The sequence below is a fragment of the Pseudomonas sp. GW821-FHT07F01 genome, from assembly GCF_059418825.1.
The window spans coordinates 359,644-376,653 of the sequence record NZ_JBWKQO010000001.1 but is presented as its reverse complement, the minus strand read 5'-3'; the positions used below and the strand labels follow the sequence as shown (position 1 = coordinate 376,653).

The 17,010-nt window shown below is 64.3% G+C and carries 22 protein-coding genes; 9 read left to right on the top strand and 13 right to left on the bottom strand.

Annotated features, from left to right (window positions below; all coding sequences use genetic code 11):
- Nucleotides 1-14: 14 nt before the first annotated feature.
- Together AC07R1_RS01715 and AC07R1_RS01710 are read left to right on the top strand one after the other, a co-directional pair.
- A complete protein-coding gene (locus AC07R1_RS01715) occupies nt 15-194 on the top strand; it encodes a cyclic-phosphate processing receiver domain-containing protein (RefSeq protein ID WP_495110025.1) in 180 nt (59 codons plus the stop codon).
- Entirely contained in the window at nt 145-591 is a 447-nt protein-coding gene (locus AC07R1_RS01710; protein ID WP_145714032.1) for a hypothetical protein, read from the top strand. Before AC07R1_RS01715 ends, AC07R1_RS01710 begins: the two co-directional genes overlap by 50 nt.
- A 34-nt stretch (nt 592-625) precedes the next feature.
- Here the strand turns inward: AC07R1_RS01710 and AC07R1_RS01705 are convergent, their stop codons facing one another.
- The 4 genes from AC07R1_RS01705 to AC07R1_RS01690 all read right to left on the bottom strand — a co-directional run bounded on the left by AC07R1_RS01705 (nt 626) and on the right by AC07R1_RS01690 (nt 2,676).
- Nucleotides 626-1,201, bottom strand: a complete 576-nt coding sequence (locus AC07R1_RS01705) for a GNAT family N-acetyltransferase (protein WP_495110024.1) — start codon at nt 1,199-1,201, stop codon at nt 626-628.
- A 12-nt stretch (nt 1,202-1,213) separates the two neighbouring features.
- Nucleotides 1,214-2,065 carry an EcsC family protein gene (locus AC07R1_RS01700; RefSeq protein ID WP_093409056.1) on the bottom strand — a complete coding sequence of 284 codons (852 nt, stop codon included), beginning with the start codon at nt 2,063-2,065 and terminating at the stop codon, nt 1,214-1,216.
- Between the two features lie 84 nt (nt 2,066-2,149).
- On the bottom strand, nt 2,150-2,449 hold the full coding sequence (locus AC07R1_RS01695; RefSeq protein WP_011060681.1) for a barstar family protein: 300 nt from the start codon (nt 2,447-2,449) through the stop codon (nt 2,150-2,152).
- Between the two features lie 56 nt (nt 2,450-2,505).
- Nucleotides 2,506-2,676: a winged helix-turn-helix transcriptional regulator gene (locus tag AC07R1_RS01690; RefSeq protein ID WP_162865003.1), complete on the bottom strand. Its 171-nt coding sequence runs from the start codon at nt 2,674-2,676 to the stop codon at nt 2,506-2,508.
- 115 nt (nt 2,677-2,791) lie between these two features.
- Between AC07R1_RS01690 and AC07R1_RS01685 the strand changes: the two genes are divergently transcribed.
- Nucleotides 2,792-2,938 carry an MFS transporter gene (locus AC07R1_RS01685; RefSeq protein ID WP_143061828.1) on the top strand — a complete coding sequence of 49 codons (147 nt, stop codon included), beginning with the start codon at nt 2,792-2,794 and terminating at the stop codon, nt 2,936-2,938.
- A gap of 131 nt (nt 2,939-3,069) precedes the next feature.
- Here AC07R1_RS01685 and AC07R1_RS01680 read toward each other — a convergent pair whose 3' ends face one another.
- Together AC07R1_RS01680 and AC07R1_RS01675 are read right to left on the bottom strand one after the other, a co-directional pair.
- Nucleotides 3,070-4,002: an alpha/beta hydrolase gene (locus AC07R1_RS01680; protein ID WP_495110023.1), complete on the bottom strand. Its 933-nt coding sequence runs from the start codon at nt 4,000-4,002 to the stop codon at nt 3,070-3,072.
- Between the two features lie 356 nt (nt 4,003-4,358).
- A complete protein-coding gene (locus AC07R1_RS01675) occupies nt 4,359-5,321 on the bottom strand; it encodes an AraC family transcriptional regulator (RefSeq protein WP_495110278.1) in 963 nt (320 codons plus the stop codon).
- 233 nt (nt 5,322-5,554) lie between these two features.
- Between AC07R1_RS01675 and AC07R1_RS01670 the strand changes: the two genes are divergently transcribed.
- On the top strand, nt 5,555-5,986 hold the full coding sequence (locus AC07R1_RS01670) for a hypothetical protein (RefSeq protein ID WP_015635144.1): 432 nt from the start codon (nt 5,555-5,557) through the stop codon (nt 5,984-5,986).
- A 63-nt stretch (nt 5,987-6,049) separates the two neighbouring features.
- Here the strand turns inward: AC07R1_RS01670 and AC07R1_RS01665 are convergent, their stop codons facing one another.
- Together AC07R1_RS01665 and AC07R1_RS01660 are read right to left on the bottom strand one after the other, a co-directional pair.
- Nucleotides 6,050-6,475: a GNAT family N-acetyltransferase gene (locus AC07R1_RS01665; protein WP_011060675.1), complete on the bottom strand. Its 426-nt coding sequence runs from the start codon at nt 6,473-6,475 to the stop codon at nt 6,050-6,052.
- 113 nt (nt 6,476-6,588) lie between these two features.
- A complete protein-coding gene (locus tag AC07R1_RS01660) occupies nt 6,589-7,440 on the bottom strand; it encodes a hypothetical protein (protein ID WP_041774174.1) in 852 nt (283 codons plus the stop codon).
- Nucleotides 7,441-7,653: 213 nt separating this feature from the next.
- Here AC07R1_RS01660 and AC07R1_RS01655 point away from each other — a divergent pair, with 213 nt between their 5' ends.
- Nucleotides 7,654-8,136: a GNAT family N-acetyltransferase gene (locus tag AC07R1_RS01655; RefSeq protein WP_073698931.1), complete on the top strand. Its 483-nt coding sequence runs from the start codon at nt 7,654-7,656 to the stop codon at nt 8,134-8,136.
- A gap of 129 nt (nt 8,137-8,265) precedes the next feature.
- Here the strand turns inward: AC07R1_RS01655 and AC07R1_RS01650 are convergent, their stop codons facing one another.
- Both AC07R1_RS01650 and AC07R1_RS01645 read right to left on the bottom strand, forming a co-directional pair.
- Nucleotides 8,266-9,189 carry an NADP-dependent oxidoreductase gene (locus AC07R1_RS01650; RefSeq protein ID WP_171053474.1) on the bottom strand — a complete coding sequence of 308 codons (924 nt, stop codon included), beginning with the start codon at nt 9,187-9,189 and terminating at the stop codon, nt 8,266-8,268.
- A gap of 76 nt (nt 9,190-9,265) precedes the next feature.
- A complete protein-coding gene (locus tag AC07R1_RS01645) occupies nt 9,266-9,706 on the bottom strand; it encodes a DoxX family protein (protein ID WP_011060672.1) in 441 nt (146 codons plus the stop codon).
- A gap of 210 nt (nt 9,707-9,916) precedes the next feature.
- On the opposite strand from AC07R1_RS01645, the gene AC07R1_RS01640 reads away from it, so the two are divergent.
- Nucleotides 9,917-10,843, top strand: a complete 927-nt coding sequence (locus AC07R1_RS01640) for a LysR family transcriptional regulator (protein ID WP_077933855.1) — start codon at nt 9,917-9,919, stop codon at nt 10,841-10,843.
- A gap of 110 nt (nt 10,844-10,953) precedes the next feature.
- On the opposite strand, the gene AC07R1_RS01635 is transcribed toward AC07R1_RS01640, so the two are convergent.
- Nucleotides 10,954-11,646: a tRNA (adenine(22)-N(1))-methyltransferase gene (locus tag AC07R1_RS01635; protein WP_026022876.1), complete on the bottom strand. Its 693-nt coding sequence runs from the start codon at nt 11,644-11,646 to the stop codon at nt 10,954-10,956.
- On the opposite strand from AC07R1_RS01635, the gene AC07R1_RS01630 reads away from it, so the two are divergent.
- The 3 genes from AC07R1_RS01630 to AC07R1_RS01620 are packed head-to-tail and all read left to right on the top strand — an operon-like array spanning nt 11,599 to nt 12,921.
- Complete coding sequence (locus AC07R1_RS01630; RefSeq protein WP_495110022.1) at nt 11,599-12,156, top strand: hypothetical protein; 558 nt, start codon at nt 11,599-11,601, stop codon at nt 12,154-12,156. The two genes, AC07R1_RS01635 and AC07R1_RS01630, sit on opposite strands and share 48 nt — an antisense overlap.
- A gap of 52 nt (nt 12,157-12,208) precedes the next feature.
- Nucleotides 12,209-12,424, top strand: coding sequence for a hypothetical protein (locus AC07R1_RS01625; protein ID WP_019095014.1), 216 nt, complete (start codon nt 12,209-12,211; stop codon nt 12,422-12,424).
- Between the two features lie 14 nt (nt 12,425-12,438).
- Complete coding sequence (locus tag AC07R1_RS01620; RefSeq protein ID WP_077935005.1) at nt 12,439-12,921, top strand: HIT family protein; 483 nt, start codon at nt 12,439-12,441, stop codon at nt 12,919-12,921.
- 51 nt (nt 12,922-12,972) lie between these two features.
- Here AC07R1_RS01620 and AC07R1_RS01615 read toward each other — a convergent pair whose 3' ends face one another.
- Together AC07R1_RS01615 and AC07R1_RS01610 are read right to left on the bottom strand one after the other, a co-directional pair.
- Nucleotides 12,973-14,016, bottom strand: coding sequence for a hypothetical protein (locus AC07R1_RS01615; protein WP_410037048.1), 1,044 nt, complete (start codon nt 14,014-14,016; stop codon nt 12,973-12,975).
- A 142-nt stretch (nt 14,017-14,158) separates the two neighbouring features.
- Nucleotides 14,159-16,993, bottom strand: a complete 2,835-nt coding sequence (locus AC07R1_RS01610; RefSeq protein ID WP_072442391.1) for a TonB-dependent receptor — start codon at nt 16,991-16,993, stop codon at nt 14,159-14,161.
- Nucleotides 16,994-17,010 lie beyond the last annotated feature (17 nt).

Sequence of the window (17,010 nt, the reverse complement as noted above, 5' to 3'; positions counted from 1 at the left end):
GAGTAAACAGGCCCATGAAAATCTACCTCGACGACGAACGCCAAACCCCGCAAGGCTGGGTTCGCGCCTACTGGCCGGACGAAGTGATCGCGCTGCTGAAGGCCGGTGGCGTCGAAGACATCAGCCTCGACCACGACCTCGGAGATGATCAGCGCGGCAAGCGGCAACCTGTATGGATACATCCATTGCTTTGACCCTTCGCCGGCTGCCGAAGCGCACAATCGTGCGGTGCTGCAAAGCCTGCCAGTGACGGGGGCGCAGATCACCCGGGCGCTTTTCAGCGTGCTGCCAAACAGCCGGGGGCACTGCTACTTCGGGCATATGGTGCACTTCGCCACCTCCCCCAAAGGCAGTTACATCTTCGATGATTCGTGGCTGGCCGAGTACGAAGCCCTGCTGGAGCGCCTGTTCTGGGACAACTCGGAAGTGGTGCATACCTACTGCGGCGAACGGCGCACCTGGGACTCCAGTAAGACCCACGGGCTCGAGCAACCGACAGGCTTGAAGATCAGTAACCGGAAGGTCTTCCCCTCCTACCACGACCTGGAGCCCGTCGAGGACAGCGATGCGCCGACGCCGGGCAACAGCTGAGCTGCCAGCGCCCGCTTGATATTCGCGCTATGGGCTACGCAGAACCTGCGGCGAGCGGCGCCAGACTGAGCCAGTCGGCCCTCAACAACCCGTACTGCGCCAGATCATGATGAGTCCCCAGCCAGTATCCCGCCTGCCGTGAAAGCCCTTCGCGGACAAAGCCCGCCCGCTCCAGCAATCTGAGGGACGCCAGGTTTCGCGGATGCACCTGGGCCTCGATACGGTTGAGCGCCATATGCTCGAAGCCCCAGCCAACCACGGCCTCCAGCGCCTCGGTCATCAGCCCCAGCCCTTGCGCCGCACGCCCCAGCTCGAAACCGACGGCGCAGCTGCGCCACTGCCGGTTCCATTTGAACAGGCCGCAGGTGCCCAGCAGGCCCGGTTGGTTCTGGCGTTCGATGGCCCAGCGCGTCCCCGGGTTGGGCAGGCTGCGCCAGCTGGCAAACAGCGCCAGCAGTTGCTCGGCCTGCGGGTAGTCGGTAATGGGGTCGGTGCCGAACCACTGCATGGCATCGGCGTCGCTGTGGATCGCGAACAGTGCCGGGACATCGGCCGGGCACAGTTCCCTGAGGATCAGGCGCGGGGTGCGGATAACGGGAAAGTCGCTCATGGGGATACCGCCCTAGCCTGCCAGCTGCTTGCGCAGGATCTGCGCATACTCGTCCTTGATCTGCTCAAAACCGTACTTGTGCTCCAGGCGCTTGACGGTGAAGTGCCCACGGGCCATGTCCTGGTAGAAGTCGGTGAACAGCGCATTGATGGTGGCGCCGGTAAAGGCGCCGATCACCGGCACCGCCTGGGCCGCGAACTTGCTGGAGATGGTCACGCCGTAACGGCTGGCGACTTTCTCGATCAGCAGTGCCAGCCACTTGCCCACCTGCCCCGGCGACAAGCTGCCCACCGCCCCGGCACCGCGCTTGGCGGCAATGGCCGCCAGCTCCTTGGACAGTTGCTGCATGGCCTGGGTGGTGAAGCTGCGGGTGATGTAGTAGCCGGTTTCCGTGGCGTCGTCGGCCTGGCTGTTGCCGCCCATGGCGAACACTTCGATGCAGGCCTGCTTGGTGGCAAAATCCGCCAGATCGAAGCCTTCGCTGCGGGCCACATCGGCCACCGAGCGCATCATGATGGTGGTGGAAATGGGCAACTCGACAAACAGCGCGGCAAAACCGAAGGCCCCGCCCACAGCGCCGGAAGTGGCCGCGTACATCTTGTGCAGCAAGGTCGATGCCGGTTTTTTGGGCGCGTTGTCCAGGCTCCACAGCGCCGCATCGGCGGAGCTGTGCAGGGCCGCCACCACCGCGCCGTTGATCTTTTTCGCCACCACCGCCGGCAGCGCCTTGACCGCACTTTCGATGGGCGAACCCAGCAGCCCGGACAGGCGCGCCGTCAGTGAAGGCGACTCCAGCAAGGCGACGGCGCGCTTGAGGTCCTGGTAATCCGCGGGATGGTCTTTGATGCTCACAGGCGTCTCCATGGGTGGCTGTTCACTGCCTCGGGAAAGAATAAACCGTTGCCAGGCGGCGTCGTGGCTCAATTGCGCGTCCGGCGATAGGCAGGACTAAGGCTTGGCTGGCTCCAACAGCAGGTCCGCAGCCAGCGTCGGGTATTGGACCTTCATCCGCTCCAGGCATTGCAGCAGCAGTTGCGCGTCCCGGGGCAGGCGCCGGGACAATGCTTGCCAGCCGCTGATATGCAACTGTTCGGGCATTTCCACCAGCCCGGTAATGGCGTCCCAGAAGGCGTCCCAGTTACAGCCGTACCAATGGGGAAAGCCCAGGGCATCGCGCAGCACCAGGTGCAATTCAGCGGTGCTCGTCACCTGGCTCAGGTCGATGTGTTGCAGGGGCAGGCGGCTCATTCGTCATTCCTTGGGTAATGGCTTGAAGGGGCTTTCGCTGGCTGGCCACAAGGGCTTCAGGCCAGCGGCTGGACACCCAGCTGGCGCTGCAACTGCTCCCAGCCCAGCTTGCAAAAGCTCTCCAGCAGCTTGGCCAGATGCGAACTGGCGGTCTGCGGTGACATCCCCGCCGCTTCGGCCAGGGCGCTGGCGGACAGCGAGCTGCCATCGGACAGGATGATGAGCATGCCCCCCGCACCGGCTCGGCGAAGGTTTCGCCGCACACTTCGATCCAGCCCAAAGCATGGTGTGCAAAAAGGTTCGTATAGTCGCACCGCACTGCGGCAAAGGAAATACGCCACCATGGACCTCAAGCACCGCCTGCAACGCCAAGTACTGATCGCCCCTTGCCGGAGCTATGGGGTGGTGATCCTCGACACCTCGATCGTCAATGTCGCCCTGGAATCCATCGCCCGGGACATGGATGCCGGCATCACGGACCTGCAATGAGTCATCAATGCCTACCCCCTGAGCTTCGCCAGCCTGCTGCTCACCGGCGGCCTGCCGGGGGAGCGGTTTGGCGCCCGGGCGCGACAAAGCCGCCGTCGCCGGCCAGGCGACAGCGGCGGCTGCCTCTCCCCTTACAGGTGCTGCTGGAAGAACGGCACCAATTGCGCCATGGCCAGCGCCACCGTTTCGGCGCGGTCGTACAGGTCGTAGTGGGACCCGCCTTCAGCGACCACCAGATGCTTGTCCCGGGAGGCCGCGCGGCCATGGATTTCCAGGCCGTCGCGGTAGGCACCGAAGCCGCCGGGCTTGTCGCCGACCACCACCATCAGTGGCTGGGTCAGCAGCACCTCGGCCTGCAGGAAGGCATCCCAGCCAAAGGCCGCGCTATTGAAGGAAAACAGACCGCTGGTGGCGCCGTTTGGCTGCTGGCCCCGGGCGGTCTTGTAGTACTCGGTGGCTTCCAGTACGTCGATGTCGCTGATGCCGTTCTGCTGCGCCTCGACTACCGATGCTGGCAGGTAGTCGATCACATGACGCGCCTCGCCCCGGGCCTCGGCGGTGCGCTGCTTCGCCATGGCGTGCAAGGCGCTGACCGGATCGAAGTTGCTGAAACCTTCGCGGATCAGGCGGCCGAAGTTGACCCCGGTAATGGAGGCCAGGGCCTTGATCCGGTAGTCGGTCATTGCCGCCTGGATGGTGTAGCCACCGCCACCGCAGACACCGATGGCACCGATGCGCTCGGGGTCGACATAAGGCAGGGTCACCAGGTAGTCGATGGCGAAACGGATGTCCGACACGCGAATGGCCGGGTCTTCGATAAAGCGTGGCTGGCCGCCGCTGGCGCCCTGGAAACTGGCGTCGAAGGCGATGACCACAAACCCGGCCCGGGCCAGCCCGGCGGCGTAGATGTTGCCGGAGGTCTGCTCCTTGCAACTGCCGATGGGATGGGTGCTGACGATGGCCGGGTAGCGCTTGCCCGGGTCGAAATCCGCCGGCAGATAGATGTCCGCGGCGTTGTCCCAGCCGAAGTTGGGGAAGCTGACGTGTTCGATGCTGTTGCTCATGACCGTACTCCTTGAGCCGCCCTGGGCAGGCTCGTCTGGATCGATAGGCGGACCGCTCGCTCCCGTGTGCGGGAGTGCGGAGTCGGGCGTTACCGAAAGCGCCCGGGACACGGCAGGCCTTGGGGCTGCTGCGTCGTCGGGCACCAGTATAGAAATGGCTCGCGGCGAAACCTTGCCTATTCTGACGGCAAGTTTGCCTGTTTTGCGGATTCTGCCGGCTCACCCCGAAGGCTGTTTCGCTGCAACACAAACAGCTAGAAACACGCCTATCCGTGGCGGACCGAATGGTTAGGCGCCCAGAACCCCGCCACAGCCTGTTTGCCTATTTCGCTGAACCCTGCACTGCAACCTGGCCCTTACCCGGCCTCGCGCATCCTGCGGATATCCCGCTGCGGCGGCGCGCCGAACACCCGGCTGTATTCCCGGCTGAACTGCGAAGCACTTTCATAGCCCACCAGCCCCGCGGCGCGCCCGGCATCGATGTTCTGGCTGAGCATCAACTGCCGGGCTTCCTGCAGGTGCAACTGCAGGTGCAACTGCTTGTGGAACTGCAGCGGGCTGACGCCGATGATGGCGCGAAAATGCTGGCGGAAGGTGGACGGGCTCATATGGGCGCGCTGCGCCAGATCATCGATGCGCAACGGCTGGGTGAAGTTCTGTTTGAGCCAGGCCACGGTCTTGAAGATCTGCTGGGTCGGCGAACCCACCGCCAGCAGCTGCTGCAACGCCAGGCTGTAGGGCCCGGCCAACAGCCGGACGATGATTTCCTGCTGGATCAATGGCGCCAGCTGGGGAATCAGCGCCGGCTCGTCGAGCAAGCCCACCAGCCGCTCCAGAGCGCTGGCCAGCCCCGGCTCCAGTTCATCCACCACCACCGTCCGATAATCGCTGGCCCGCGAAGGCGGTGGCGGCTGCATCTGCGCGGCGGTTTGCAGGATCTGGTGCATGTCCAGGGTCAGCATCATGCCCAGGAAAGGTTCGGCCGCCGAGCCCTGGGTCACCCGGGCCACCACCGGCTGGTCGATGCTGGTCAGCATGCCCTGCCCGGCCCGGTAATTGATCACCGCCTCCTGCAGCAGCACCTGCTTGCCGCCCTGGGCAATCACCCCCAGGCCCAGGCTGTAGATGCAGGGAATGGCCGAGGTCGGCGTGGAACGGCGGTGCAAGGTCAGGTTGGGCACGGCGCTGGGAAAGTCGCCGGAGTGCGGGGTGTGCCGGGCAATCAGGGCCGCGAGTGCGGTGGGGGTTCGGGGCTGGGTCATGTGCGGGCAATCGGAAGTGGCAACAGTACAGGCGGCCACTGTGCGCCGATTGGCCATGCAGATCGAGTTTTTCTTCACGGCCACCAGGGCGGCGGACACAGGTCGATATCCGCCTCGGGGCAGTAGTGGCTGGCAAAAGCAGGCGATCCAATGGCAATCCATTGCCCACTACGGCCAACTTCTGCCCGCCATCGCTGCTGGCGCCGCTGCCAACGCCGAGCCGCATCATGTTCAGGGCTCATGGCCCGGGTTTTGCTCTGCTTGGCCAGAACCCACCCAGGAGCAGTCTCATGACAGGAAGCATCTCAAACTCGACATCCCTCGTAGCCATGGGCCTCAAGGGAATCACCAGGGCGCTGGAGAATGGCACGCTGAAGTCCATGAAAATCCAGGTAGAGAATGCGACGCCACAAATGCAGGCGAAGATCGACGCCAGTTTTCATGAATCGCAAATCTCGGACGCCAAACTGATAGCCCAATACAGAGCCAACCCCACCTGGGCGACATTCGACGACAAGAGCAACTCCGTCCAACTGCCCGATGTGCAGTCCCTGGGCAAGGACGACGCCACCCACGTGCTCAAGGGCCTGCAATACCTGATGGAAATCGGGCGCCTGGACGGCAAGACGGTCGTTGCCAAAAACGGCGGCCAGACCACCGACAGCCCCGCGCTCTATCAGGACTGGCTGCTGGCGCGGATCGGCGTCGATGCCCACGCCTGAGTAGCCGCGGCCCAGGCTGCGGGAACGCGCTGCATGCGGGTTCGCCAGCCAGGGCCCGGGAGTTCAGACCAGGCGTTTGTGCAGGAAGAAACGCCGGTGCTGCGGCGGGAAATCCTCCAGCCGGCCGAACTCGCTGAAGCCATGCCGCTGATAGAACTGCGGCGCCTGAAAGTCGAAGGTATCGAGCCAGATGCCGATACAGCCCTTTTCCCGGGCCAGCTCCTCGGCCATGTTCAGCAATTGCGAGCCCGTGCCCTGGCCCCGTGTCTGCTCGGGGACCGCCAGCAGCTCGATGAACATCCAGCGATAGAAAATCTCCGCCTGCAGGCCACCGAGAATCTCACCGCTGTGCTCGTCGCGAACCACCAGGGCGATGGCCTCGGGCTTGGGATCGCCCGCCTGGGCCCGGTTGTGGGCCCGCAAGGGCTCGAGGATCGCAGCGCGCACCTCCGGCCCCGGGTTCATCAGCATGTCGATACGCGTACTCATTCGCCGTTTCCTTGGATGATGGCTGTGCCGGACCGGGGTGAAAGCGCCCCACGATCCTCCCTGGAGGATCGTGGGTTTGGCAAGGCTGCGCTACCTGGCCGTCGCTGTCGCAACTAGCGGCTGACGTACTGCTCGGTCTTGCTGTCGTAGACATAGGTGAGGTTGTCTGCGGCCGCCAGCGAACGGACCTTTCCCGGGCCCTCGAAGGTAGTGCCGCTGACCTTGACCTGCACCTGCGGCAGCGGCTCCTGGCCGGCGACGAAGCTCAGCTCACCGTCGCTGCCGATGCAGGGCATGACCGCGCCGTCGTCGCAGGCCGCGGAGTTGTCCTCGCCGGTGCGCACCTGGCCCACATAGGACCAGACCCAGCCATCGTCTTCGGGTTTCTTGTTCGGATTGAACACCAGCATGGTGTAGCCCCTGGTGATCACCCCATTGTCGAAAGTGGCCGTGGGCACCGCCAGCAGTAGGCGGCCGTCAGCGGTACGGTGCTCAACGGCCTTGCGCTTGGTGTCCACTTCCTCGGGCTTCTCGCCGCCGCCGAAGAAGCCGATCTTGCGTTCGATGCTGCGAATGGAATAGGCCTGCTTCTGGCCCGGGTTGGTGAGTTCGAAGGTGGCATCGGCCAGCCGTACCTGAACCTCCGGCGCGGCAAAATCCTCGCCCTCGCGGGCGGCGCGGTCCCGGGTGTGCCAGACAAAGGTGGCGTAGTAGTGCTTGCCGTCGAAGTCCAGCTCCTGGCCGTACCAGAAGGTGGCGGTAACGCCGTCTTCCAGCTCCACTTCTTCATCCTGGTCCGGCACCTCGACGTTCTGCATCACCGCCAGCACTGCGCCGGGAGGGATCGGCGCACCGGCCTGGGCCAGCATCGAAGCCGCCAGCATGCACGGCGCCAGCAACCAGCCGGCCAGTCGCGCAGCCAGCCGGCCTTCCTTGTGCAGACCTGTATTGCTCTTGATTTTCATCCCTGGAACATCCCTGTAGAACCGATGAGGAAACGCCGGCCACGCAAGTGGCCAATGACATGACGCGCGATCATATAGCCAGCGTTTCATCAGCGACAAGATGCTGGCAAATGGCAAGCGCAGGCCGCCGGCAAGCGCAGCACCGGGCAAGACGCGCTTGTTCCTGCGCCAGCCTTGTGAGAGGTTGCTGCCTCACTCGACCTGAAGACCACCATGGATATTCGACCGACGCAAACCAAGGACTGGAGGCTGTTGAAGCAAGTTCGTCTCGCCGCGCTGCAGGACGCCCCGACCGCGTTCGGGGTCAGCTACCAGAGTGCCGCCCGGTACAGTGACCAGCAGTGGCAGGAACGTGCCTCGGGCGCGGCCAGCGCATTCTGGCTGGCCATCGAGGATGGCCAGCCTCTGGGAATGATCGGCGCCGCAGTCAGTGAGGCAAACCGCTACAACCTGATCGGCATGTGGGTCGCACCCGCGGCCCGTGGCTCCGGCGTGGCGGCCCGGCTGGTGGAGGCGGTGAAGTCGCGCGCACGGGAACAAGGCCATGAGCGGGTGTTCCTCGACGTCTCCCCCGCCAATGCCAGGGCCGCGAGTTTCTATCTGCGCCAGGGGTTCGCGTTCATTGATGAGTGGGAGCCTCTGCAAAGCCACCCCCACATCCAGGTGCAGACCATGCTCTGGACAGTGCAGGGCTGACTGCAACGGCCCCTTCGGCATCAGGCCCGCCGGTTAGCCCTCGCCAATGCCGCAAGCGGCAGGCCCGTACCCTGGACCGCCGCCCTGGCTTGCCGGTGGTGCCGGCTGTTCTGGGAGCCCGCCAAGCGATCAGCGGGCCATGTCGAGGACCAGCCTGCCATGGCCATGGCGGCCCCTGCTTTTTTCCAGCGCCTGCGGGGCGTCACTCAGGGGGAAGGCTTGGACAGCGACCTGCAAGCGGCCCTGGTCGAACAGCTCGGCAATCCTCGCCAACTGGCCACCATCACCACGGGTGGCGAAATTCACCGGGGTCACGCCATAGTCGTTGGCCAGGGTGATGTCGGGCTGGCTCACCGGGGAAACCAGCACCCCGTGCCGTTTCAACAGGGCGAACGACAGCGCCTGGGTTTGCTCCCCCACCAGGTCCAGGACCACATCGACCGCGGGCCGCCATTGAGTGAAATCCTGGCGGCGATAGTCGATGACCTGATCGGCCCCTAGCCCTTTGAGGTAGGCATGGTTGTCCGCCGAAGCGCTGGCGATGACCTCGGCCCCCAGGTACTTGGCGATCTGCACCGCCATGCTGCCCACACCTCCTGCCGCGGCATGGATCAACACCTTCTGCCCGGGCTGTACGCCGGCATGTTCGGTCAGGGCCTGCCAGGCGGTCAGCGCTGTGGCGGGCACGGCGCCGGCCTGCAACGCAGTGAGGGAACGGGGCAGCAACGCCAGCGAGGATTCCCGGGCAACCGCCTTGCCGGCATAGCCGCCCGTGATGTTGATGAAACCGAACACCCGGTCACCGACCTCGAACCGGCTGGCGCCCCGGCCGGTGGCAAGCACCCGCCCGGCCACCTCGACCCCCGGGGTGAAAGGCAGTGGCAGCGGGATGAATGCCTGCATGGCACCGGACAGGATCTTCCAGTCGATAGGGTTGACTCCAGCACCGGCGACATCGATCAGCACTTCACCTTCGCCGGCCACAGGGTCGGCAACTTCTTCCAGGCGCAGGACATCGGGACTGCCGTATTGGTAGGCACGTATGGCTTTCATGGACACCTCGATCAGGCAAGAAAACACAGGGAAACCGCAACCGCCGCGAGGGAACCGTCCCCCCGCTGGCGGGTGATCAGCGACGGCGGGCGTCGAGGCTGAAACGACCGGCACCGAACGCCACGACCTGCAACAGGCCACCGGCCATGGCCAGGTTCTTGAAGAAGTGGATGAACTGGTTCTGGTCGCCCAGTGCGTTATGGAAGGCCAAGGCAGTGACCACGCTGAACAACGCCAGCAATGCCGCGACAGTGCGGGTCCGCCAGCCAGCGACCAGGGCCAGGCCGCCGCCGATTTCAACGATGACCGCCAGGGCCAGGGCCAGCTGCGGAAATGGCAAGCCGACAGAGCCGATGTAGCCGATCATCATCGCCGGTGCCGCCAGCTTCGAGACGCCGGACAACAGGAAGATTGCGCTGAGCAGCACTCGGCCAGCCAGTGCGGCCACGGCCTGGGGAGTATCGGAGCGGCTTTGTTGGCGAGTGTCGGGTTGAGCAATATGGGCAGAAGCGGACATGAGGTATTTCCTTCAGTTGGGTGCGATCCGAGATGAATCGCCCGGGTGAAGAAAGCTTGCGCCGCCACAGCTTCTCTGAATAGCCGACTAATTTAGATCATTAGGTTCGATAAAATAGGCAAGAATACAACGCTCACTGGACACTGCCTCAACCCCTCCCCGGCTGGAATCGATCACACTGCCGGGGCGCCAACGCTCAAGGAACCCGAGATGATCTCCGACCCTGGCACCCCGACACTGGACCAATTGCGCGTATTCCTGACCGTGGTGGAAGTCGGCAGCTTCGCCGGCGCCGCAAGAAAGCTGCACCGCGCGACGTCCGTCATCAGCTACTCCATCGCCAACCTGGAAATGCAGCTCGGGGTCTCGCTGTTCGACCGCCAGAGCACGCGCAAGCCGCAACTCACCGAGGCCGGACGCACCGTGCTCGTGGAGGCCAGGACCATCGCCAACGGCGTCCATGGCCTGCGTGCCAAGGTCAGGGGCCTGTTGCAAGGCCTGGAGGCCGAGGTCCACCTGGTGCTCGATGTGATGCTGGCCCCCGAGCGTGTGGTGGACGCCCTCAAGGCCTTTCGCGAAGCCTTTCCCACGGTGGCCCTGCACCTGCACATGGAAGCCCTGGGAGCAGTCACCGAGCGGGTGATCGAGCGCGGCGCAGTCGTCGGCATCAGTGGGCCGATGAACGAAAGCATCGACGGGATCGAAAGAATCGGGGTGGGCAGTGTCGAGCTGATTCCGGTGGCCGCGCCGGATCATCCCCTGGCCGCCAGCGATGCCAACCTGACCGGCGCCGGGCGCGAATTCATCCAGCTGGTGCTGTCGGACCGCTCGACGCTGACCCGGGGCAGGGATTTCGCGGTGCTGAGCAACCGCACCTGGCGGCTGGCGGACCTGGGCGCCAAGCACATGTTGCTGCGTGCCGGCATCGGCTGGGGCAACATGCCGCGGCCCATGGTCGAGGAGGACCTGCGCAGCGGCCGGCTGGTGCGCCTGAACCTTCCGGAATATCAAAGCGGGATCTACCCCTTCGACGCCATCTACCGCAGCGACACGCCGCCGGGCCCGGCGGCGCGATGGCTGATCGAACGGTTCCTGCAACAGGTCTCGACGCCGCCGGCCATCCAGCCCCAGGCATAAGGCCTGGAGCCGGCAACGCGCTGAGCGTGGGACATTGCGCGGCTCGGTAGCGTGTCGTACGGGCCGGCGGTGATTGGCACCGGGCCCTGGCAAGCGGCCGCCTGGCGCACTCAGCCCAGCAACTCGCTGATCCAGCGCACCTGCCGGGCCATGTCCTGCACCTTCTCTTCGGGCACCGCCTGTGCCCGGCTGAAGTTTTCCAGGGTGCGCTGTTTCAGGCGCAGCAGGCGCTGCCATTTGGCCAGGAACGCCGGGCTGCGGGCCTGCAGTTGCAGAGGGCCGAAGTACAGCTCCCGGGGGCTGTAGCTCACCGGCCCTGTGCGCTCGGCGACGATGATTTCGTAGTCGAAACGGTTTTCCCGCAGCACCTCTTCGCACAGGATGCGGTAGCCGTTGTCCATCAGCCACTGGCGCAGGGGCTGCTCGCCCCCGTTGGGCTGCAGGATCAACCGCTCCTGGCCATTGAGGCGCGCCTTGCCGGCTTGCAGCAGGTCGCGGATGGTCTCGCCACCCATGCCGCACAGGCTGATGGCGCTGATGGCGTCGCCCGGTTCGATCGCCGCCAGGCCATCGGCCAGGCGCACGCTGACCTGCTGCTCCAGGCCGTTGTCGCGCACCGTGCGCCGGGCCGCGTGGAACGGCGTCAACGCCACCTCTCCGGCCACCGCCGCGCTGATGCTGCCGCGCAGCAGCAAGGCCACCGGCAGATAGCCGTGATCCGAGCCGATATCGGCCAGGCGTGCGCCGGTTGGTACATGCGCCGCCACGCGCGCCAGGCGCATGGACAATGTCTGCTGATTCAACTGCTGCCCCTTTTCACCACCAAGGTCCGGCACCTTGTGCCGGATCGGGGGGCGATTCTGGCGAGCAATGCCGGGCATTTCAAATTTATGCGACCGGGGCCGGGGATGCGGGTGCCGCAAAGGTCCGCTCCGGACAGGGTCGAAGGCAGCGTCCTCCATGGCGGGTTTCTGAGCGCAGGCAGACCTTCGTTGCTGGCCGCGTGCAACCTGGTCAGTGATAGACTGCGCGCCCATTGGGGAGGTGAAAAAATGCTGTGTCCGGAATGTGAACAAGGCGAAGTAACCCAGGTTCAAGTGCGGGCAACGCAGGAAATCCTGCACCTTTGCCAGGAGTGCGAGTTGCTCTGGCTCAGCGCCGAAGTCATTGGTACCGAGCCTTTCAACAGCTTCACGTCCTACATGGAGGAACTGGGTTTACCACCGCTCTGGAGCTCGCTGTATGTGCTTGAACCCGAAAAGATCACCAGCCCTCAGGCACGGAAATACCTGCGTTCGGTCGGCTCGATCTAGGTTGCTCGAGCCACAACGACGATAGCCTCCCCCACACTCAGAAGCGCAAGAGATGAACTACCAACTCTGGATGGAACCGGATGACTGCCAGACCTTCTGTCTGAGCGGCCCACAGGGAAACACCGCACGCAAACTGCTTCACCCCGACGCCCGGCTTGTGTGGGAAGTGGAAGCCCCCAGCCACTTCGAAGCAATGACCCGGTACTACGCGTACATGCAGTGGGGCGAATACAAGAGCGACCTTCCCGAACAGGAGCCCATGCCTTGAACACCGCCCAGCAGGTGGGCATAGCCCCCGAGTTCATCATTCTGCAAACCGACCATTGGGTGCTCAATCATCACCTGTCGTCCGCCCTGCCCGGCTACCTGATGCTGGGCTCGCGATCCCGGGTCAATTCACTGGCCGAGCTGCCCGAGAGCGCCCTGACGGAGTTGGGCGGCCTGCTCGCCAGGGTGCAGAAAAACCTGGAGCTGCAGCTCAAACCCAAGTGGCTGTACATCAGCCGGTTCGGCCATGCCCCCGGCTACCCCATCCATTTCCACTTTATTCCGGTGTACCCCTGGGTCGAGGAGCTGTTCTGGAGTGATCAGCGCTACCGGCTGCTTGAAACTTTCGCCCATGAGGAAAACGCCCTGTCACTGACTGACGGGGCGGAACTGACCCTGTTCATCTGGCGCGAATTCGGCGAAAACCCGCAACCGCCGGCCATTCAAGGGCCCTCCATCGAACAGGTCATCAAAGGCTTGCGCAGCTCCTTCAACTAGCAATGGCCCGTGGCGCTGCGCGCTGTTCTCCGCGCCCCAAGGCAAGCCCCCTTACCTGGCGGTTTTCTTCAGGGAAACCGGGATGCCCCACACCAGGTCTTCCATGCCGGTGTCCCCTTGCAGGCGGGTTTTCATCGGTTCGATACGCGCCAGCACCCGGCGTCCTGTGTCGTTGACATTCGCCAGCTCCCTGTCGCTGAACTTCTTGACCAGTTCCACGGGGGCCGGCCTCACGTAGACCTGGATATCCCGCAGTGCGCATTTGATGTTCTGCGGGTCGATAGCCTTGCAAGTCTTCTTGTCGTAGCTCACGGCCGGGGTTTTCAGGTGGAAGCGGTCGCTGAGCAGTATCTGGCCGGGCTGGATACTGAAGGCCAGGGGCGCGTAGGCGTCGGGGATCTGTGCCTTCAACTTGACAGACTGGACATCACGGATCTTGGTGCCTTCGGTCCAACCGCCTTCCGACACCTGCCGGCGCGTGTTGTATTGCTGCTCTTGCCAGGCCACGCACTGGCCGGAGGCGACATGCACGGTACTGCAGACATTCTGGGTGTGAGTGGTATCCGCGTAGGAAGCGTCGCGCCAGTATTGTTCCTTGACGAACTGGCGATACAGCACCGCAGACATGTCCACCGAACCACGGGCACTGCTGGCCGGCTGGCCCTTCGCGGCGCCTACCTGGGCCAGGCTGCTGTCGATCCTGTAATCAATGCCGCCGGACATCAGGTAGGTTCCCGGCGGGACGATGTGCACTTCAAGGAAGTCCCAGAGAAATACGGTTTCCTTGATTTTCTCCAGGTCGTTATTGGCGAAGGACTGCATGTAGCCCTGGCCCGGCTGATCCTTGTTGCTGAAGATCACGCGATGGGAATAGCTGGAGAGGTCGGTCACGCTCTTGTTGGGCATGAGCGCCGGCACCAGCACCACGGACATACCGTCCCGGGTCGCGCCATCGATGGTTTCCAGGAGCTGGTTGGTCGGGTTCTGCGTGGCGCTGCCATTGAGGTCGGAACTGCCCAGCGGGGCACAGGCACTCAAGAGCGTGACTGAAACCAGAACAGCCAGGGGGCGGAGACGCTTTACCAGGGTCTTCATTGGCAATACCGCTCAGGTCAGGGGCGAGTGCCGGCCAATGGGGGCGAAAGCGGCCTACTTTACTGCGTCGACCCGCCGCAGTAAAAGGCCGGCGCGGCAAGGCCGCACCTTGCTGCCTGGTCCGGAGAAGGCCGCCCGCATCCTAGAACTTCGCCTGCATCCCCACCCGCAGCGTGCGCCCCGGTGCCGGCATGAAGCTCTGCGCCAGCGGGTCCAGGTAGTAGCGGTCGGTGAGGTTCTGCAACGACACGTTGAGGCTGGCGTCTTCCTTCAGTTTGTAGTTGAGGAACAGATCGAACAGCGCCACTTCGCGGTAGTTAAGTTGCGGCGTGGTGGCGCCGGTCTGCCAGGGCTTGTCGGCGGTAACCGTGGGGCCGGAGGTGTAGGTGATGCGCGTACCGAGGGTCAGGCTCTGGTCGAAGAAGCGCAGGCCAGTGGTCAGGTTGCCGGCAAAGCGTGGCGGGTTCTGGGTGTTGGTGTAGGAGCCCATGAAGCTGCCCGGGGTGCAGTCCGGGGTGTCGGCGGTTTTCTGGTAGGGATTGCTGGTGGCGCGCAGGGTGGCCGCGAAAGCCGCGTCGCAGGTTTCGGTCTTCAGGTAGTAGGTGGACGACAGGTCGGCAAACACCCGCCCGGCATCGTAGCGGGTCTGCAGTTCCAGGCCGCTGGTTTTGTAGCTGTCGGTGTTGCTGAAGCGCATCAGGCCCCACAGGCCCGGGCTCGGGTCGTAGTAGCGGGTGATGTAGTTCTTGATGGTGTTGTTGAAGTAGGCCAGCTTGAACGCCGCCGAGTCGTCATCCACCAGCAGGCCCTTTTGCAGGGTGCTGGCGCCGATCTCCCAGTTGCTCGAACGCTCGGGCTTGAGGCCCTTGCCGGGCATCGTCTGCTGTACGCCCTGGCTGGTTTCGAACAGCGACGGCATGCGAAAGCCCTGGGTGTACGAGGCATACACGAAGGTGTCCGGCAGCACTTCGATATTGATACCGAAGGCCGGGGCAAAGGCGCCACCGCTGTTGCTGTTCTTGCCGGAGTAGTTGTAGCCGGTGACCACCTCGCCGACCTGGGACGGATAGACCGTGGAGTCGGTGGCGCCAAAGTCGTTGTAGCGCACGCCCTCGAAGGGGAAGTTGGTGTTCTGGAAGACGATGCCGTTGTTCAGGCGCGGGTCGGTGGCGTCGGTGTACTGGCCGTTCTGGTCGGGGAACCACATCATGTTGCCGGAATTGTCGCCGTTGGAAACCCGCAGGTAGCGCAGGTCACGTTCCTCGCGACGCGCCGTGGCCGTGGGCACGTGATCCTTGCTGCGATAGTGGGTGTAGCGCCCGCCGCCCCACAGGGTGAGGCTGTCCACCGGCTTGTACTCCAGCTTGCCGTTGAAACTGAACTCTTGCCGCGAACCTTCGCGCAGCATGCGGTTGGCGTTGATATCGTCCTGGGTGGTGGCCACGCTTTTCTGCGGGCGCAGTTCCTCCAGCTGGAACGAGCCGCCCAGGTCCAGCTTCAAGTCGCCGTAGCCGGTCTCGAAACGCGAGGTATTGGCCAGGCCACCGCCCACCCGGCGATCGGCCTGGCGGCTCCAGTTGCGGTCCGAACGGTAGGCCTGGGATGCCGGCGCCGAGACGGCGGTCAACTGGCTGGTCTGCGCATCGGTCATCCACAGGTCGGCGCTCAGGTCCACCAGCGGGTTGCCTGCAGGCAGGTAGTTGTAGCGCGCGGTGTAGGTGTCGATCTGGGTGTGGCCCAGGGGGTACTGGTAGATGCCGCCAGTGCCGAAACGGAAGATGTCCGAGGGCATGATCTCGCCGATACGTCCGTCGTAGCGCCGGTAGCCCAGGTCGAACGTGTGGCCGTCCGCCGGGCGCAGGGTGGTCTTGAGCAGCCAGGATTCGGTCTTCGACGAGGAGTTCAGCACCTCTTCCCCGGCGTTGTAGGTGGTGGCGACGCTGGTCTCTTCATCGCCGTAACGGTCATAGGTGCGGTAGCGATCCTGGCCCTTCTTGCCGGCGAAATAGTTGCCCTGGTTGCGATGGGCGTAGGCCGCCACCACATCGAAGAATTCATGGGAATAGGCGAACGCGGCACTGCCGGCCTCGGCCTCCGAGCCGAACAGCCCGCCGCGGCTCTGATGCGGCTCGGAGTACAGGTCCTGGGTCTTGGAGTGCGGATCGCGGGAGGCCGGGGCCACACCGTTGTTCCAGACATCACCCTTGAGGCGCAGGCCGATATTCTGACCGTCCTTGAGGATGTCGCCGACCCCGAGGGTGCGCATCTTCACCGTGCCGCCTATGGCACTGGAGGTCAGGCTCGGGCCCTTGTCGATGGCGATGTCGCTGATCATGTCCGGGTCGATGTAGCTGCGTTGCTGGGTCCCGGCATAACCGCGATAGACATCCAGCGCCTGCTGCGAACCATCCACCGTCACCGCCACCCGGCTCTGGCCCTGGATGCCGCGGATGTTCACATCCAGGCCGCCGCCATTGCGGCTGTCACCGACCTGGACCCCGGGCTGGCCCTTGAGCATGTCGCCCACCGACACCACGCCAAAGCGCTGCATGTCGTCGGCAGAGATGTACACCGATGAACGCGGTGCCCGGTACACCTCTTCCTCGTCAGGATTTTCGCCCTTGACCTTCTGGGTCGGCAGCGACACCGCATCAAGGCGCAGGCGCAAGGCATAGCCGCCGTCGGCCTGGCGCACGTAGCCCAGGCCGGTGCCCGACAGCAGCTGGTTCAAGCCCGCCTCGGTATTGAAATCCCCTTGCAGGCCCTGGCTGGTCTTGCCTGCGGTGAGCAGCGCACTGCCGGCCATGCTGATGCCCGCCTCGGCGCCAAAGCGCGACAGCACCTGGTCCAGGGGACCGGCGCCGATGCTGTAGTGGCGCTCGCCGGCAGCCAACACCACTTCACTACAGAGCGGCTGCAAACCGAGCAACAGCAGGCCGAAGGTATGGGTACGCAAGACACGAGCAGGGAAAATCATGCAGGGCTCCTAGGGAT

What these genes read in the sequence shown, in the direction of transcription:
- AC07R1_RS01690 (WP_162865003.1), bottom strand. Translation starts at nt 2,676, where the DNA reads ATGCTCATCATCCTGTCCGATGGCAGCTCGCTGTCCGCCAGCGCCCTG.
- AC07R1_RS01640 (WP_077933855.1), top strand. Translation starts at nt 9,917, where the DNA reads ATGATCTCCGACCCTGGCACCCCGACACTGGACCAATTGCGCGTATTC.
- AC07R1_RS01685 (WP_143061828.1), top strand. Translation starts at nt 2,792, where the DNA reads ATGGACCTCAAGCACCGCCTGCAACGCCAAGTACTGATCGCCCCTTGC.
- AC07R1_RS01675 (WP_495110278.1), bottom strand. Translation starts at nt 5,321, where the DNA reads ATGGCCAATCGGCGCACAGTGGCCGCCTGTACTGTTGCCACTTCCGAT.
- AC07R1_RS01650 (WP_171053474.1), bottom strand. Translation starts at nt 9,189, where the DNA reads ATGAAAGCCATACGTGCCTACCAATACGGCAGTCCCGATGTCCTGCGC.
- AC07R1_RS01665 (WP_011060675.1), bottom strand. Translation starts at nt 6,475, where the DNA reads ATGAGTACGCGTATCGACATGCTGATGAACCCGGGGCCGGAGGTGCGC.
- AC07R1_RS01710 (WP_145714032.1), top strand. Translation starts at nt 145, where the DNA reads ATGATCAGCGCGGCAAGCGGCAACCTGTATGGATACATCCATTGCTTT.
- AC07R1_RS01660 (WP_041774174.1), bottom strand. Translation starts at nt 7,440, where the DNA reads ATGAAAATCAAGAGCAATACAGGTCTGCACAAGGAAGGCCGGCTGGCT.
- AC07R1_RS01625 (WP_019095014.1), top strand. Translation starts at nt 12,209, where the DNA reads ATGAACTACCAACTCTGGATGGAACCGGATGACTGCCAGACCTTCTGT.
- AC07R1_RS01615 (WP_410037048.1), bottom strand. Translation starts at nt 14,016, where the DNA reads ATGAAGACCCTGGTAAAGCGTCTCCGCCCCCTGGCTGTTCTGGTTTCA.
- AC07R1_RS01630 (WP_495110022.1), top strand. Translation starts at nt 11,599, where the DNA reads ATGCGCCGCCACGCGCGCCAGGCGCATGGACAATGTCTGCTGATTCAA.
- AC07R1_RS01705 (WP_495110024.1), bottom strand. Translation starts at nt 1,201, where the DNA reads ATGAGCGACTTTCCCGTTATCCGCACCCCGCGCCTGATCCTCAGGGAA.
- AC07R1_RS01715 (WP_495110025.1), top strand. Translation starts at nt 15, where the DNA reads ATGAAAATCTACCTCGACGACGAACGCCAAACCCCGCAAGGCTGGGTT.
- AC07R1_RS01700 (WP_093409056.1), bottom strand. Translation starts at nt 2,065, where the DNA reads ATGGAGACGCCTGTGAGCATCAAAGACCATCCCGCGGATTACCAGGAC.
- AC07R1_RS01680 (WP_495110023.1), bottom strand. Translation starts at nt 4,002, where the DNA reads ATGAGCAACAGCATCGAACACGTCAGCTTCCCCAACTTCGGCTGGGAC.
- AC07R1_RS01695 (WP_011060681.1), bottom strand. Translation starts at nt 2,449, where the DNA reads ATGAGCCGCCTGCCCCTGCAACACATCGACCTGAGCCAGGTGACGAGC.
- AC07R1_RS01610 (WP_072442391.1), bottom strand. Translation starts at nt 16,993, where the DNA reads ATGATTTTCCCTGCTCGTGTCTTGCGTACCCATACCTTCGGCCTGCTG.
- AC07R1_RS01670 (WP_015635144.1), top strand. Translation starts at nt 5,555, where the DNA reads ATGACAGGAAGCATCTCAAACTCGACATCCCTCGTAGCCATGGGCCTC.
- AC07R1_RS01655 (WP_073698931.1), top strand. Translation starts at nt 7,654, where the DNA reads ATGGATATTCGACCGACGCAAACCAAGGACTGGAGGCTGTTGAAGCAA.
- AC07R1_RS01645 (WP_011060672.1), bottom strand. Translation starts at nt 9,706, where the DNA reads ATGTCCGCTTCTGCCCATATTGCTCAACCCGACACTCGCCAACAAAGC.